The 16,115-nt window shown below is 42.3% G+C and carries 14 protein-coding genes; 7 read left to right on the forward strand and 7 right to left on the reverse strand.

From position 1 onward, the window contains the following. Position 1 precedes the first annotated feature (1 nt). Positions 2-205, reverse strand: coding sequence for a YheV family putative zinc ribbon protein (locus Q8W26_RS06595; protein WP_305472835.1), 204 nt, complete (start codon positions 203-205; stop codon positions 2-4). Between the two features lie 181 nt (positions 206-386). Here Q8W26_RS06595 and Q8W26_RS06600 point away from each other — a divergent pair, with 181 nt between their 5' ends. From Q8W26_RS06600 to Q8W26_RS06630, 7 genes are all read left to right on the forward strand, one after another. Then, positions 387-2,336, forward strand: coding sequence for an ABC transporter ATP-binding protein (locus Q8W26_RS06600; RefSeq protein ID WP_101214390.1), 1,950 nt, complete (start codon positions 387-389; stop codon positions 2,334-2,336). Further along, entirely contained in the window at positions 2,326-2,799 is a 474-nt protein-coding gene (locus Q8W26_RS06605; protein ID WP_101214391.1) for a TIGR02444 family protein, read from the forward strand. Before Q8W26_RS06600 ends, Q8W26_RS06605 begins: the two co-directional genes overlap by 11 nt. Before the next feature lie 97 nt (positions 2,800-2,896). Continuing rightward, complete coding sequence (locus tag Q8W26_RS06610) at positions 2,897-3,889, forward strand: hydrolase (RefSeq protein ID WP_101214392.1); 993 nt, start codon at positions 2,897-2,899, stop codon at positions 3,887-3,889. 26 nt (positions 3,890-3,915) lie between these two features. Then, positions 3,916-4,890: a DUF3187 family protein gene (locus Q8W26_RS06615; RefSeq protein ID WP_305472838.1), complete on the forward strand. Its 975-nt coding sequence runs from the start codon at positions 3,916-3,918 to the stop codon at positions 4,888-4,890. Then, positions 4,887-5,123 carry a YheU family protein gene (locus tag Q8W26_RS06620; protein ID WP_101214394.1) on the forward strand — a complete coding sequence of 79 codons (237 nt, stop codon included), beginning with the start codon at positions 4,887-4,889 and terminating at the stop codon, positions 5,121-5,123. Before Q8W26_RS06615 ends, Q8W26_RS06620 begins: the two co-directional genes overlap by 4 nt. A 5-nt stretch (positions 5,124-5,128) precedes the next feature. After that, a complete protein-coding gene (locus Q8W26_RS06625; RefSeq protein WP_101214395.1) occupies positions 5,129-5,998 on the forward strand; it encodes an aldo/keto reductase family oxidoreductase in 870 nt (289 codons plus the stop codon). Between the two features lie 84 nt (positions 5,999-6,082). Next, positions 6,083-6,979 carry a phosphoribulokinase gene (locus tag Q8W26_RS06630; RefSeq protein WP_101214396.1) on the forward strand — a complete coding sequence of 299 codons (897 nt, stop codon included), beginning with the start codon at positions 6,083-6,085 and terminating at the stop codon, positions 6,977-6,979. A gap of 147 nt (positions 6,980-7,126) precedes the next feature. Here the strand turns inward: Q8W26_RS06630 and Q8W26_RS06635 are convergent, their stop codons facing one another. The 6 genes from Q8W26_RS06635 to Q8W26_RS06660 all read right to left on the reverse strand — a co-directional run bounded on the left by Q8W26_RS06635 (position 7,127) and on the right by Q8W26_RS06660 (position 16,007). Continuing rightward, complete coding sequence (locus tag Q8W26_RS06635; protein ID WP_101214397.1) at positions 7,127-7,924, reverse strand: DUF1338 domain-containing protein; 798 nt, start codon at positions 7,922-7,924, stop codon at positions 7,127-7,129. Between the two features lie 81 nt (positions 7,925-8,005). Next, positions 8,006-9,475, reverse strand: a complete 1,470-nt coding sequence (astD, locus tag Q8W26_RS06640) for a succinylglutamate-semialdehyde dehydrogenase (protein WP_101214398.1) — start codon at positions 9,473-9,475, stop codon at positions 8,006-8,008. Positions 9,476-9,558: 83 nt separating this feature from the next. After that, positions 9,559-10,575, reverse strand: coding sequence for an arginine N-succinyltransferase (gene astA, locus Q8W26_RS06645; RefSeq protein ID WP_101214399.1), 1,017 nt, complete (start codon positions 10,573-10,575; stop codon positions 9,559-9,561). A gap of 140 nt (positions 10,576-10,715) precedes the next feature. Next, positions 10,716-11,921 carry an aspartate aminotransferase family protein gene (locus tag Q8W26_RS06650; RefSeq protein ID WP_101214453.1) on the reverse strand — a complete coding sequence of 402 codons (1,206 nt, stop codon included), beginning with the start codon at positions 11,919-11,921 and terminating at the stop codon, positions 10,716-10,718. A gap of 375 nt (positions 11,922-12,296) precedes the next feature. Further along, positions 12,297-13,523 (reverse strand): HDOD domain-containing protein, encoded by a 1,227-nt coding sequence (locus Q8W26_RS06655; RefSeq protein WP_101214400.1) that lies wholly within the window; start codon positions 13,521-13,523, stop codon positions 12,297-12,299. A 9-nt stretch (positions 13,524-13,532) separates the two neighbouring features. Next, a complete protein-coding gene (locus tag Q8W26_RS06660) occupies positions 13,533-16,007 on the reverse strand; it encodes a prolyl oligopeptidase family serine peptidase (protein WP_101214401.1) in 2,475 nt (824 codons plus the stop codon). Positions 16,008-16,115: the final 108 nt, after the last annotated feature.

Raw genomic sequence — 16,115 nt, forward strand, 5'->3', positions numbered from 1 at the left:
TTTAAGGTTTAAATACCCCAATCACTTGTTGTGGTTGGGTTGTTGCTTGAGCCACTGACTCTTCCACTTGCGATTGCTTATGGCCACACTCAACACATTCAATCTTTTCTACGTCATTCTCTTTATATAACATTAAGCTATCTAACTCATGACACTTTGGGCACTTGGCTCCAGCAATAAAGCGTTTTTTGCGTTGCAGCGACATTATCTTTCTCCGACTAAATTTATAGCCCCATGGTAACATAAGTGCTTAGTGATGCGAGGGCGTGATGGCCTGACGAGGTTGAGTTTTGTCCAATTGACAAGTTTAAAAGGGCAACACACTCTAGGTTAACAGCCCCATTTGCGGTATCATCTTCGCTAATTTCCCCTATAGATTTTTCGTGATGATAGTTTTAAAAGATTTACAATTACTGCGCGGCGGCAAAGAGTTACTAAAAGAAGCCAATGCCACCATTTATCCGGGTAGCAAAGCTGGTTTAGTGGGTGCTAATGGCTGTGGTAAATCGAGCTTATTTGCGTTAATTCGTGGTGAACTTCATCAAGATTTGGGCGACTTTACCATGCCATCTCAATGGCAAATTGCCTGGGTGAAACAAGAAACCCCATCCATGGAAACCAGCGCCCTTGATTATTGTATCGATGGCGATAGCCAGTATCGCGAATTTGAGCGCCGTTTAAAAATCGCAGAGCAGCAGGATGATGGTCACGAGATTGCAGAAATGCATGCCGCCATTGATAACATCAACGGCTATAGCATTGCTGCGCGTGCAGGCGAGTTACTTCACGGCTTAGGTTTTAGTGACGCCCAACTATCTTTACCCGTCTCTAGTTTTTCCGGTGGATGGCGCATGCGTTTAAATTTAGCGCAAGCATTACTTTGTCGCTCAGACTTACTATTACTCGATGAACCAACCAACCACCTTGATTTAGATACAGTGCTATGGCTTGAGAAATGGCTGCAAAGTTATCCGGGCACCTTAATTTTGATATCTCATGACCGCGACTTTCTTGATAACGTGGTTGATCAGATTATTCATGTCGAACAACAAACAACCTTTAGTTACAGCGGTAACTACAGTGCGTTCGAAAAACTGCGTAGTGAAAAGCTCGCTCTGCAACAAAGTATGTTTGAGAAACAGCAAAAAGAACGTGCGCACATGCAAAGCTTTGTGGACCGCTTCCGCTATAAAGCCAGTAAAGCCAAGCAAGCACAAAGTCGCTTAAAAGCTTTGGAAAAGTTAGAACAAATTGGTCCAGCCCACGTTGATAGCCAATTTAGCTTTAAGTTTTTTCAACCAGACCAGTTACCAACCCCATTAATCCAAATGGAAAAGTTATCTGCTGGCTATGGCGACATAGAAATCCTTAAATCTATTAAGCTTAATTTAGTACCCGGTTCGCGGATCGGTTTACTTGGACGTAATGGCGCTGGTAAATCAACGCTCATAAAACTGCTAGCCGGAGAATTAGAGCAACAATCAGGGAAACTCGTGCGTGCAGGCGACTTGACCATTGGTTATTTTGCTCAGCACCAGTTAGACTCCTTACGCAAACAAGATACAGCCCTAGAGCATATGGTGCGATTAGCGCCTGACAAAACCGAACAGGAATTACGAAACTACCTTGGTAGCTTTGGTTTTACTGGTGACATGGCCACTGCGGTTATCGCGCCATTTTCTGGTGGCGAAAAGGCTCGCCTAGCTTTAGCCATCCTAACTTGGCAGCGCCCTAACCTATTGTTACTCGATGAGCCAACCAATCATCTTGATTTAGAAATGCGCTTGGCCTTAACCATGTCTTTACAAAACTTCACCGGGGCGATGGTAATTGTATCGCATGACCGTCACTTATTGCGGGCAACGACAGATGATTTCTACCTTGTCGATAACAAACAGGTAGAGCCTTTCAATGGGGATCTGGATGACTATCATCAATGGCTAAGTGAACAGCAAAAAGAACAACGCAATGCCGATAAACTTGCTATTGCCAGTGAAAAACCAACTCAACCCACGACCAATAAGAAGATAAACCGCCAAGATCAAAAGCGTAAGCAGGCTGAGTTTAGAGCCAGCATTCAGCCACTGAAAAAGCAATTTGATAAAGTTGATAAGCAGATGGAAAAGCAACAACAACAGCTAGCTAGCATCGAAGAACAATTGGCTGATGTATCATTGTATCAAGCTGAGAATAAAAGCAAGCTTGCCCCGTTGCTACAACAGCAAGGTGAATTAAAATCGTCCCTTGAAGAGCTTGAAATGGATTGGCTAGAATTACAAGAACAAATCGAAGAGAAGCAAGCAGCTTTCGATAAGGAAATGAGCAATGAAGCTTAGTAGCGATGAGTTGTGGCAATATAGCCTTACCCACTACCCTAATGTCGAAAAGCTATTAATTGAACTGCAAGATACTTACCAGCTCAATGTTAACCTATTGCTGCTATGTGGCTATGCGCAATCTCTTGGTTGTGCTATTGATGAATTTCAGCTTCAAGAGTTAGTTAGCGAATCACACAGCTGGAATAAACGCCTCACGTCACCGTTTCGGGCGCTGAGGCGTTCATTAAAAGTTGAGCTTTCAGCCGAGCAATATCAAGATATGTTGACCATGGAATTAGCGCTTGAGCAAGAAGAACAATGGCGTTTAATTAATAGCCTACCGGAATTACCTAATAACAACCCGGAAGCGCAAGCGAATATTCTAGGCTGTTTAATCGCTAGTGGTGTCGCTCTTGAGAACTTATCATCAGACCACTTGAATCAGCTATTTGCCATCGGGCAGCCACCAGCCCGACATTAAGTCTTAAGCGTCGCTATGGATGCCAATAGGCTTAGCTGACAAAATTTGCTATATTATAACTTCGTTTTAAGATTTATTGATGTTGTACTGATCCGTTATGCACAAGCCAAGTAAGTTTAAGCCAGCATGGTGGGCGCGCAATCCGCACGTTCAAACTATTTTTGCCGATCTATTAACCAGCCGTAATAAGCCTCTAGGAACCAATCAACGTCTCGAATTAGATGATGGTGACTTTGTCGACTTGGTCTGGACCGATGAAATCAACCAAGATTATCAAGGTCCCTTAGTTGTCCTTTTTCATGGTTTAGAAGGCTCATTAAAGTCTCATTACGCCTACCGCTTGCTCAAATCACTCAAGCAACATCAGTGGCCCGGTGTGATGATGCATTTTCGCGGATGCTCCGGTGAACCCAATCGTTTACCACGAGCTTATCATTCTGGTGAAACCGACGACCCTCGTTTTTTTATTGAATACTTAACTAAGCGCTTCCCAAAAGCCCGACTTTACGCTGTAGGCTATAGCTTAGGGGGCAACATGCTATTAAAGTATTTAGGTAAATATCAGGATGACTCACTGATTACTGCAGCTGTTTCTATCTCCCCACCATTGGATTTATCCGCCTGTGAAAAGCGCTTAAAGACTGGCTTTTCGCGAGTTTATCAAACTCACTTACTCAAGCGCATGAAACGTAATTTAAAGAAGAAGTTGCAACAAATGCCCGAGCTAAGCCAGCATATTTTATGTGGTCACAACTTAAATTTAATCACTAACTTTAAATCCTTTGATCAACTCGTGACTGCCCCATTGCATGGCTTTGATAATGCTGACGATTACTATCAAAAGTCCAGTGCGATGCAATACTTAAAGACTATATCCGTACCGAGTTTAATCCTGCATGCTGCTGATGATCCATTTATGACACATGCGGTGATCCCAGAACACTCACAACTATCCAATAACATTGAGTATGAGCTATGTGCCAAAGGTGGTCACGTAGGCTTTATTGAAGGTAAATACCCATGGCGTCCTAAGTTTTATATTGAGCAGCGTATTGCTGAGTTTTTCAAGCAATTAGATGCTGCTTTTTAAACATCATGACTACCAAGGACCCCTTCATGAGGTTAATACTTTTAATTGTTGCATTACTTTACTTTCAAACAGCATCTGCCGACGTAGCTCCAAGAACGACAGCCACTCCCCTTCCCGGCGCGGGGCCTTTTGAAATAAGAACACAATCGCCAATTCAAAGCTTGCGCTATTCAGTTAAAATCAGAGACCCTAGACGCGAGAATGTTCCTCATAATAGCTATTGGGCCTATATCAATTCAGCGAGTATCTGGACTCATTCCGATGAGTATTCAATGGATTACTATACCTCTGACTATCAACTGGGGTGGCAGCGTGAATGGCAATACGGCTTAAAAACGGAGCTGGCCTTTACCCAACGTAATACCAACTTGGTCAAGTTAGACCAGCTAACCTTAAGTTTTCATAAAGCATTCGGCCTATCGCAAAACGGCCGTGACCGTGTGCCTAAGCATCAATATACTTACTGGTTTCGCGACTATGACATCAACGAAACAGGCTTCAAAAACAATATATTCTCACGAGCGGTAGAGTTTTATATTTCTAAAAATCTCTATCAAGATAAAACACAATCGCTATCAATTGGCCACATTAGCCATTATGAAGAACAGTCAGGACATCGTGGGTGGGACTTTGCCGGCCAGATTGATTATTACTACTCGTTTAATGAGTATCACCAGCTCTATGCCTCGTTGGCTCATAGCCGCTTTCATTCAGAAAACTTTTTTAAGCTCCCCCTTAAAGATGAACTTAGCACGCTGGGGCTCAGTTATGAATATCAACCCACCAGCGACCGCTCTTGGGTGGTTCAATATCTACTTAACGAAGGCGCAACGAAAAAGCTTGGTCAGCTAGGCCAGCTTAGCCATGAACTTCTCCTTGGTCATCGCTGGATTATAGATAATCATCAGCTTGAAGTGGCCATGATAGAAAACCTAATTAACCCTGATAATAGTGCTGATATCGCCTTTTCTATTGTCTATCGTTATAAGCCAAATTTATGATAATTCCGTTTCAACAACTTGACCCTGACACCCTAGATAATCTATTAAGCGAACATGTATTACGTGAAGGCACTGATTATGGAGAATCCGAAGTGCCTCTGGCGAGTAAAATCGCGCAGCTCAAGCAGCAGCTAATCAACCAAGAGATCGTTTTGGTTTATTCTGAACTTCATGAGTCAGTTAATTTAATCCCTGCCGCCCAGTTTAATCAAGCTCAAGAAAATCAGGAGTAATAACCATGCCCACTTCATCCATGATTCAGGGATATTGGCGTTTAGCGCAATGGAAACTTTCACCAACTCAATGTCTAGACTTTGTAAAACAGCACCTTGATTTAGGTATTTCAACGGTCGACCATGCTCCTGTTTATGGTCAATCAAGCTGTGAGCGCCTATTTGGCCAAGCATTAGCTCTTGAACCAAGCGTGCGTCAGCAATTACAAATTATCACTAAATGCGGTATTCAGGGCGGTAATACCGACCAAGGAACGGTCGCCCATTATTTTAGTCAGCTACCACAAATCATTCAGTCAGCCGAAGACTCATTAACTCGGTTAGGCATTGAACAAATCGATATCTTTTTGCTCCATCGTCCTGACTTATTAATGGATGCTGATGAAACGGCTCATGTACTTGAATCATTACAAAAAAGTGGAAAGATTAAACATATTGGCGTATCAAACTTTAGTAACAGCCAATTTTCATTATTACAATCTCGTTTATCTGCACCGCTGATCACTAACCAAATTGAAATAAACCCAATTAATTTACAAGCCACAGAAGACGGCAGTTTAGATTTCTTACAGCAACATAATGTTCGCCCGATGGCGTGGTCGTGCCTTGCTGGCGGGGATATTTTTAATAGTCAGCAACCCAGTGTCATTCGCTTGCGAGAGACACTAAGTCAAGTACAACAAGAGATTGGCGCTGATAATATCGAACAAGTGGTTTACGCTTGGGTGTTAAAACTACCAGCGAAACCGATCCCTATTCTAGGCAGCGGTGATATAGCGCGGGTGAAGTCAGCCGTCGCCGCACAACAACTCAGTTTAACCACCGAGCAGTGGTATCGTATCTGGGGTGCATCCAAAGGTCACGGTGTCGCATAAGAATCTCAATAAAGTGGGGTTAAGGTTGACCTTCCCCCTAATAATTTGTTTATATAGCTGCTTGTTTAACATTTAGGTAACATTATGTCTGAACTTCACCCAATTATTGCCATTACAGGTTCTTCAGGTGCAGGTACGTCCACCTCCACCACGGCGTTTAAGCATATCTTTAGAAAGCTTGGGGTGAATGTCGCTTATACCGAAGGCGATAGCTTTCATCGTTATACGCGTCCAGAAATGGATTTAGCCATTCGACGCTGTAAGGAAGAGAACAAAAGTCTGTCGTATTTTGGCCCCGAAGCCAATGACTTTGAGTTATTAGAGAACCTGTTTGCTACCTATGCCGAAACAGGTACCGGACAAATCAGGCGCTATCTCCACACCTTTGATGAAGCGGTGCCTTACAATCAAATGCCGGGGACTTTTACCCCTTTTCAAGACTTACCTGAAGACAGTGATATCTTATTCTATGAAGGCCTACACGGCGGTGCGGTCACCGAAGAGAATGATGTGGCGCAGCACGTTGATTTACTCATCGGCATGGTGCCCATTGTTAATCTAGAATGGATCCAAAAAATTATTCGTGATACCCATGATCGTGGTCACAGCCGTGAAAAAGTGATGGACTCGATTGTGCGTAGTATGGACGATTACATCAATCATATTACACCGCAATTCTCGCGGACCCATATTAACTTTCAGCGTGTGCCAACCGTTGATACATCAAACCCATTTAGCGCTAAAGATATTCCAAGCCTTGATGAAAGCTTTGTGGTGATCCGCTTTCGCGGCGTCGAATCAACGGACTTTCCATACTACTTACAAATGATTGAAGGTTCGTTTATGTCACGCATCAACACCTTGGTCGTACCAGGTGGTAAAATGAAATTAGCGATGGAGCTTATTCTTACTCCAGTGATTCGCCGTATTGTTGAGCGTAAGCGCTTGGCAGCAGCGGCAGAGGCGAGTAATGGGAAGTAATCGCTAGTAGGTTAAGCAGATGCACTCTTACTTAACTTCAGTTGAACTAACATCAGATAAGGCAGTGTCGTCCTGAATGGGTTTTGTGCAGCACGACACTGTTTAAAAGATCCCGGCTAAAACACTGCCGGAATGACGCGAGGTCAGCTATTTAGTATTAGTACTCTCAAAAATTTTGTCAGCAGAAGCGGCGACAAAGCCAGTGTACTCTTGACCATTAGGTAAGTTATAACGCTGAGCAAACTCATAGAAACATGACGGGATGTCTAAATCACCATCACTAAAGCTCGCAACAGCCGTATCAGCCATGGTTGAAGATTGCTTTAATAACACCTCTTCAGAGCCTTTGATTTCACCGCCAGACGTATTTAAGCGATAGCCCGCTTGTTTTAGTGTGTCATTAACGGCTTCAAGATCTTGATAACCTTTTAGCTTATTAACATGTACTGTGAAGTGATTGGCACGATAGCCCCATGCTGCAGTCCATGCTGCATATTCACTTTCAGCTAACAACGTTTGGTATTGCTGCTGTGATACTTGCCACGGTGCGCCATTGTAAACAAAGTTAGCCGCTGTCGTTACCGATGCGTCCACTTGCTCGACAAGCTCTGTGATAATCGTTTGTAGCGCTGGAGAGAACTCTTCTACGCGTAACTCACTAATAAATACTTTAGGTTGGTCAGGGTCACTGTGCTCAAAATGTTTCGCGGTTAATTTTTTGGCCGCAAAGTCATATTGACCTTTCTCTTCATAGCCAACCGCTTTGAAATGCGCAGCTAACACTTCTAAGTTAACTTTCGCTAAATTAAACGTACGTAAAGCAATGTGGTCATTCACGATCGCTTCACCTTGACTCAATAACTGATGAATTTTTTGCGCTGATGGCGTTACTTGTAGATATTGTTGCCACAGATTGTCAAATAATTCATTAACATTGTTATGCATTTTAAATCCTTCACCATAATCAATATGGCTGTATTTATACAAAAAAATAAACCCCAATGCTCAGCACATTGGGGTTCACTATTAGAACGTTAACCCTGGGGTTAAGTTCTCAGGCAATACCACTTCATCAGCTTCCATTGAAGCGACCGGGTATGCACAATAATCTGCTGCATAATAAGCACTTGCACGGTGGTTACCGCTGCCACCAATACCGCCAAACGGCGCTGCGCCACTCGCGCCAGTAATTTGTTTATTCCAGTTAACGATACCCGCACGAATACGATCGAAGAAGTATTCATAGTCATCACGGTTATCTGCTAATAAACCGGCTGATAAGCCAAAGCTGGTGTTATTGGCTAATTCAATCGCTTCATCAAAATCAGTGTAACGAATGATTTGCAATAATGGGCCAAAGTGCTCTTCATCAGGTAATTCACGAGCAAAGCTTGTGACATCTAATAGACCCGGTGTAACAAAACCTGTGCCCGCAGTATGCTCTAACTTAATAAGAACATCAGCACCTTGCTCAATTAGCATGTCTTGCGCTTTAACCATTGAGAGAGCGGCTTTTTCAGAAATCATCGAGCCCATAAACGGCTGTTCTTCATCGTTGTAATGACCGACTTTAATCGCTTTAGTCACTTCGATTAAACGTGCAATTAGCGCATCACCGGCCTCGCCTTTAGCAACAAACAATTTACGCGCACAAACGCAACGTTGACCAGTAGTCACATAAGCTGATTGAATAATGTCATGAACAGCACCATCAACATTAGCCACATCTTTAACGATTAATGGGTTATTACCACCCATTTCTAACGCTAGAATTTTACCTGGCTGACCCGCAAATTGTTTATGCAACAAGTGACCGGTGTTAGAGCTACCAGTAAAGAACAGACCATCAATTTCTTGATGGTTTGCAATGGCTTTACCGGTCTCAACTTCACCTTGCAGTAAGTTAAGCACGCCTGCAGGTAGGCCTGCTTGCTCCCATAACTGTACCGTGATCTCACCAACGCGAGGGGTTAACTCACTTGGTTTAAACACAATGGTGTTACCTGCTAATAATGCCGGAACAATATGTCCGTTAGGTAAGTGACCAGGAAAGTTATAAGGACCAAAAACCGCAACTACGCCATGTGGCTTATGACGAATAAAGGCTTTCGCACCCGGCGCTGGGTTTTCAACCGTGCCAGTACGCTCATTATGGGCTTTTATAGAAATGGCAATTTTACCTGCCATGCCCGCCGCCTCAGTACGAGTTTCCCATAATGGTTTACCCGTTTCTAAAGCAATAGCCTCAGCAATAACTTCTTTGTTATCAACAACCAAGGCAGCAAACTTTTCAACAATCGCTTGGCGCTTTTCAAAACCTAATTGCGCCCAAGAAAAACTGGCAGCACGAGCTGCAGTTAACGCCTCATCGACTTGTGCTGGCGTTGCGGTTTCACCCTGCCAAATTACATCATTGGTTGCTGGGTTAACCGACTCTAGCGAGTTACCTTGACCTGCAACCCACTGTCCATTTATAAATTGTATTTTGTTAGACATTGCATATTCTCCTGACAAACTGTGAAACAATTTTTAACTTCAATTAAGTGTAGTTACTCAATTGGCTCATTGTGTGAATTTAGCTATAGTGCTAAAACTCGAATAAACTCACCTTCTTTCACCTGTAATGCATGAGCATGCTCAGGAGTGATCACGGCAAACTTTTCATTATGATCGACTTCAATATGTACTTCAGTAGCACGGAAGTTCTTTAAATCAGTGTTACATGCGACATAAGCGCCGCCTTGCTCGACATCAGCAATTTTTACTACAACCTTACGGCTATCTTTCACTGCTTTAATCTGGTTTAACTCACACTCAACTGTTGGCCCACCATCGAAGATATCAACATAGCCACGATGCACAAAACCTTCACGTTCTAATAATTTTAACGCTGCTGTGGTTTTTTCATGAACCAGTCCTATCACCGCCTGTGCTTCTTTACTCAGTAAGTTGACGTAGATTGGGTATCGTGGCATCAGCTCCGCGATAAAGACTTTATTGCCAATGCCCGATAAGTAATCTGCCGTTGGAAAGTCCATGCTAAAGAAATGCTCTTCCAGCCATTGCCAAAATGGTGACTGACCATTTTCATCAGATACACCACGCATTTCTGCAATAACTGTATGACCAAAACGCTCGCTAAACTCAGCAAGAAATAAGAAGCGAAAACGCGATAAGACACGACCATTATTGCCACCGCGCGCTTGCTCTTTTAAGAATAAGGTACAAAGCTCAGCAGCACCCGTGTAATCATTACACAGGGTTAGGGTTTCAATGGTGTTATGTAGCTTTAACTCTTGTGAGCTGTGTACAACTTTACCAAGGTGGTAGTGATAAAAAGCGTTCTCTAAGCCAACAGCTGATTCTAAGCCACTTGTGCCGACCACTTCACCTGTATCCGTATCTTCCATCACCAATAAATAGCCTTCATTACCCGGCTGATTGGTCTCTGTCGCAAACGATTGCTCGGAATGGGCAATGCGTGAGCGTAACAGGGTTTCATTGGTTGGTAGCGAAGTAAAACCAACGCCAGAATCATGAGCGATTTGCATCAGCGCAGGATAGTCAGCCTCGGTAATAGGACGAATGATCAACATAAGTGATCCTCCAAATTGAGCAAAAGAGATAGATACCAATAGCATTACAGAAATAGGTCATTAATTTAATGCTATTGGTACAAAAACGAATCAGCTAGCAAGGTTACTAACATGATTCGTCTTTTTAAAGATAGAAGATTTTAAGCGTTTACGATGCTAGCTACGGCTTTTTCAAAGCGTGCTAAACCTTCAGCAATATCTTCACTTGGAATAACCAAAGATGGTGCGAAACGAACAATGTTAGTACCAGCAACTAATGCCATTAAACCGTTGTCAGCAGAAGCTACCATAAAGTCACGTGCTCGACCTTGATACTGTTCATTAAGTACAGCACCTAACAATAGACCTTTACCACGGATTTCAGAAAATACATTGTATTTAGCGTTAATCGCTGCAAAGCCTTCACGAAATTGTGCTTCTTTCTCTTTAACACCATTTAATACTTCTTCAGTGTTCACTGTATCAAACGCTGCTTCACCAACAGCACACGCTAGTGGGTTACCGCCGTAAGTAGAACCGTGAGTACCTGGTTTTAAGCTTTTTGCAATTTCTGTCGTTGTGATCATCGCACCAATTGGGAAACCACCACCTAATGCTTTAGCTGTGGTTAGGATATCTGGCGTTACGCCTAAATCCATGTACGCATATAAAGCACCTAAACGGCCAACACCTGTTTGTACTTCATCAAAAATAAGTAGCGCGTTATGCTCATCACACAGCTCACGAACGCCTTTAGCAAATTCATCTGTTGGACTTACTAAACCACCTTCACCTTGTAAAGGCTCCATCATCACAGCACATGTCTTATCAGACATAATCGCTTTTAATGCTTCAAGGTCGTTGTATTCAACATGCTCAACAGCACCTGGTTTTGGGCCAAAACCATTAGAGTAAGCTTCTTGACCACCCACAGTTACAGTGAAAAATGTACGACCGTGGAAACCTTGCTTAAATGCAATGATTTGATCTTTGTCACTGCCATGGTTATCGAGCGCCCAACGACGTGCTAGCTTAAGAGCAGCTTCATTAGACTCAGCACCTGAATTTGCATAATAAACTTTATCAGCAAAGGTATTATCCGTTAGTTTTTTCGCTAAACGTAATGCTGGCTCATTAGTCATTACATTACTTAAGTGCCAAATCTTTTGCGCTTGTTCTGTTAATGCATTAACTAATGCTGGGTGACAATGGCCTAAACAGTTCACTGCGATACCACCAGCAAAATCGATTAATTCATTGTCATTTTGATCCCACACACGAGAACCCTGACCTCGAACTGGAATAATGCTTGATGGGGCATAGTTAGGAACCATCACTTCATCAAATAATTCACGAGTTACTTGCATTTGCTCTGACATAGAATTAATCCTCAATATTCTGGCCTTTTGTTAGGCACTATTATTCATTTATAGAGGTGCTACAGCGTCATAAAAATCGCTTTTTTTTAGCGATATCTAAAGCCCGACTGTGCACTTGTTATCGCTCGATTATCACAGATTTTATCTATACTGTCTCCCTTGTAAGATAAGAAAGAATATGGGTTAGCGAGAATATATGGCAAAAAATAATTACATTTGAATATATGATATGCATAAAAATACATGCCCTTTTCCTATCTGCGAATAATTACTCGAAATTATGCTTAACCAGTCAGTGCGAAAAAAGGAAAAAAAAATTCGCTCAACGGCGAATTTTTTTAACTTTTATCAAAAACAGTGACCTTAGTCGTCCATTATTGGCACTTTTAAGTATTTTTGTTTATTCAAATACTTAATTTTTTCGGTGTCTAATTGGTAATAATTAAGTAAACCTGCGGCCTGAGTTTTATCGATTAAGCTTTCTTTATACATTTGTTTAAATACCGAGTAAGCTCGCCCTTGAGCAATAATCCTAGCCATCGGACTAAAGTCATCAAAAGCCATCGTTCGTGAAAGCTCTTCGAGGTTATTAGCAAGCATAAAGAAATTCAGCTTGTAGCGCTTTGCAATCTCCGCACTTAATAAAGGGGCCTTCAACCCTAATAACTTATCTAATACCGGAACCGCTGACTTGATATCTGATAGTTGGTGACTCACTTCCGCAGCCCCTTGCTCCATCGCCAGTGCACTCACTTCATTGCGAGATTCCTTAAAGCACTCATCAACCAAATGCAGCATAAAGATTGCGCCGAGTTCATGCAGCATTGCCATCATATAAGCTTCACTTTCATTAACCGCAGGATCTTGTGCGGCTAAAGCTTTTGACGCTTCAGCTGTAATTTGTACATGAAGCCATAACTTACGTGATGTTTGATTGAACTTCATCCCTGTGTCTTTAAGTAACTCGTTAACAATTAGGTAAGGTAAAAAGATTCTTAACTTTTCAACACCTAATGAGCTAAGACACAATTCCGCATCTTTTAACTCAAGGGCTTTATCTGAATGCTTTTTTCCCATCCCTAAACGGTTAAGCGTGGTAATTAAGTTTTTAAGTAATGAAGTGTGCTTAAGTAACAGGGGCTTAATCCGTGCTACTGAAGCCGCTTTGGTATTTAGTATATTGACCGCATCCATCAAACTCACAGCAGGAGTAAAGCGATCCAATGTTGTTGGGTCAAGGTTGGCTAAGCGCGTTTCTACTTTGTGCTCAACATTTTTAAATAACTGCTCTTGCAGTGCGTTAAATAAGTCTTTTGCTTGCTGCTTTTCAGCTTGCCGAGCCAGCGCGGGCGCTAACTCGATATCAAGTAAAATACGGTCATCAGGTAATTCACTATCATTTTCTTCTTCTGGTTGCAGTAATAAGGCTTTACTGACCAAATAACGATAGTAATCAACTTCGACCGCTTTAATCACACTGGCTTTGAGTCCACTTTTTTTTCTATCCACAGCTTGAGCTTTCACAGGAGCCTTAACCACTGGCACCTTTGGTGACTCCTCTTTCCCTAACCATTTTTTTAAGCGACTCACAGCAACTTCCTATTTTTTTAAGTTTTGCTCAAACAATTTATAAATACGGCTATATTCATCTAACCAGCTCGATGGCTGTCTAAAACCATGCGGCTCAACAGGGTAGATTGCCATTTCGAACATTGGCTTTTCTAATTCAATTAACCGCTGGACTAAACGCACACTGTCTTGGAAGAACACATTATCATCAAGCACACCTGCCATAATTAATAGTGGCTTGGTTAAGTGCTGCGCATGCTCAATTGGTGAGCTACGACGGTAAGCAATATCATCATCATTTGGCGTATTCAAGATATTAGATGTATAGCCAAAGTTATAATGCGACCAATCAGTCACAGGACGAAGTGCCGCACCAGCTTGGAATAAGTCTGGCTGAGTAAATAGCGCCATAAATGTCATAAAACCACCGTATGAACCACCATACGTACCAACACGATCTTTATCTACCTGCAGGTGTTGTGCCATATAGTTCACGCCATCTTGTAAATCTTGTACTTCAGGCGTGCCCATCTGGCGATAAATAGCCGTTCGCCAATCACGACCATAACCTTTAGAAGCGCGGAAATCCATATCCATGACCACATAGCCTTGTTGAGCCAACAAGTTATGGAACATGAATTCGCGGAAATACCCCGACCAACCAAAATGAGAATTTTGTAAATAACCTGCACCATGGTTAAAGATAACAGCAGGGTATTGCTCAGCTTTAGACTGATCAAACCCTTGTGGTAAATAAACCTTAGCATACACTGGCGCTTCGCCATGACTTGATGGCACTTCAACAATGCGTGGAGCCTGCCAATCGTAGTTAGCAAACTCTTCACTAACCGTGTTGGTTAAGCGTTTAGCCGCGCCACTTCCATCACTGTTTTTAACAAAAAGTTCAGTATGTTGTAATAACGTTGAATGACTTAATAAGAGTTTAGTTTCATCAGGGCTTAACTGATAATCAGTCATCCCTTCAAGCTTAGTTAACTGCTCACTAACCGACGATTGAGTGTTAACACGATAGATTTCATATTTACCCGGGTGAGCTTTATTTGCTTTGTAATAAATGTGTTGCCCATCTTTCGATAACGTTAAGCTGCTCACTTCAAATTGACCACGAGTAATCGCTTTGGCTTTACCGTTTAATGGCTGAATGTATAGCTGTGAATAGCCCGTTTCCTCTGATAAGAAGTACAAGCTGTTATCATCATTTAACCAGCCAAACTCATTAAATGTGTAATTCACCCAAGCATCATCATGCAAACGGTGTAGTGTATTTAATTTGCCTTGGGTAAAGTTGTAACGCGTTAACCAACGATCTTTGTTATCAACAGACTCGAACATGATCGCTAGCTCAGAACCGCTATCATTCCAAGCAATGGCACTTTGGCTCCAAGTCCAATCGCGCATTAAAGTAATTTTACGAGGAGCTTTCTTCGACTGATATTTTTTGCCTAATTTAGCAGCATTTTCTGCTTTCTCTACGGCAAGTACATCTTCGTCATAGCCAGGAAGTACCGACAGGTCGATGTCACTTTGCGTTGTATTAGCAATGTCAATTAACACGAATTCATGTGCTGGCGGCTTGTCTTCAGCAACTCGAGCACGTGCAGGTACGGCATCTACATAACCTTCTTGACCTAAGTAATTCGGCATAATGTCATGCTTAGCACGCCATTGATAATTCTTATCTCGGCTGACAACTAACACCTTATCACCAGCAGGACTTAATTGTGCTTCAACGAAGCTCTGCTCAGGGTCTAAATAATACGGTTTCGATGCAATTGTTTCGTTTTGAGCCTGCAATTGTTCAGCGCGTTGATGGCGCGCTTCTTTATTGTGCTGCTGTAATGCAACATATTTAATTAAGCGATGCTGTTGTGCGCCAATATAGCTAGTTGGTGCTTTAGGAGCTTTAGGAGCTTTTGCGAATTTAAATTCAACCAGTAATTGTGTCACACCAGAATTAAGGTCTAACGCATAAAATGCATGACCTTGACGGAAAGAAAGGCGTCCGTCGTTTAAAAATAAAGGCTGTGCGCGTTGAGAATTATCTCGTGTTAATTGTTTGATTTCGCCAGTAGGTAATGCCTTAACAAACAGGTTACCTTTATAAATAAACGCTTTTTGGCTGCCATCTTGGCTAACTACACCACGGCTTTGCGCCAATTGATGGTGCTCACTTAATGGTAGTTTTATCGCGTTGCCATTTAAAGGTAAAAAATAGGCGTCTGATAATGCAGCGCTAACTGGTTTGATTTGATAAAAAATTGACGCGCTATCATCTTGCCACATTGGGCGCGATGGAGCCGTGCCCATCCAAGCAGGATCAGCCATGATTTGTTTCATGGTTAACGCCTCGCCGGCCAGTACAGGCTGACTCGCGTTTAGGATTTCAACAGATGGTGTAACAGAAGTGGGCACTTGGGTTGTTGGTGTAGTTACACTACAACCACCTAGCCCAAGAATAGCTGATGCAATAAGCCAGTTTTTCATCAAATTTCCTACGGATCGTTTTTATAATAGATTAGTAGAGAATTGTATGTAGGTTAGTTCAAAAATACCAGCAATAGCGCCCGCGAGATACAAAAAGTTACGCTTTAC

Source organism: Psychrobium sp. 1_MG-2023 (assembly GCF_030689115.1).
In the GTDB taxonomy this organism is placed as follows: Bacteria; Pseudomonadota; Gammaproteobacteria; order Enterobacterales; family Psychrobiaceae; genus Psychrobium.

Excerpts from the sequence above, each read along its gene's own strand:
- Q8W26_RS06595 (WP_305472835.1), bottom strand. The coding sequence starts at position 205 with ATGTCGCTGCAACGCAAAAAACGCTTTATTGCTGGAGCCAAGTGCCCA.
- Q8W26_RS06600 (WP_101214390.1), top strand. The coding sequence starts at position 387 with ATGATAGTTTTAAAAGATTTACAATTACTGCGCGGCGGCAAAGAGTTA.
- Q8W26_RS06605 (WP_101214391.1), top strand. The coding sequence starts at position 2,326 with ATGAAGCTTAGTAGCGATGAGTTGTGGCAATATAGCCTTACCCACTAC.
- Q8W26_RS06610 (WP_101214392.1), top strand. The coding sequence starts at position 2,897 with ATGCACAAGCCAAGTAAGTTTAAGCCAGCATGGTGGGCGCGCAATCCG.
- Q8W26_RS06615 (WP_305472838.1), top strand. The coding sequence starts at position 3,916 with ATGAGGTTAATACTTTTAATTGTTGCATTACTTTACTTTCAAACAGCA.
- Q8W26_RS06620 (WP_101214394.1), top strand. The coding sequence starts at position 4,887 with ATGATAATTCCGTTTCAACAACTTGACCCTGACACCCTAGATAATCTA.
- Q8W26_RS06625 (WP_101214395.1), top strand. The coding sequence starts at position 5,129 with ATGCCCACTTCATCCATGATTCAGGGATATTGGCGTTTAGCGCAATGG.
- Q8W26_RS06630 (WP_101214396.1), top strand. The coding sequence starts at position 6,083 with ATGTCTGAACTTCACCCAATTATTGCCATTACAGGTTCTTCAGGTGCA.
- Q8W26_RS06635 (WP_101214397.1), bottom strand. The coding sequence starts at position 7,924 with ATGCATAACAATGTTAATGAATTATTTGACAATCTGTGGCAACAATAT.
- astD (WP_101214398.1), bottom strand. The coding sequence starts at position 9,475 with ATGTCTAACAAAATACAATTTATAAATGGACAGTGGGTTGCAGGTCAA.
- astA (WP_101214399.1), bottom strand. The coding sequence starts at position 10,575 with ATGTTGATCATTCGTCCTATTACCGAGGCTGACTATCCTGCGCTGATG.
- Q8W26_RS06650 (WP_101214453.1), bottom strand. The coding sequence starts at position 11,921 with ATGCAAGTAACTCGTGAATTATTTGATGAAGTGATGGTTCCTAACTAT.
- Q8W26_RS06660 (WP_101214401.1), bottom strand. The coding sequence starts at position 16,007 with ATGAAAAACTGGCTTATTGCATCAGCTATTCTTGGGCTAGGTGGTTGT.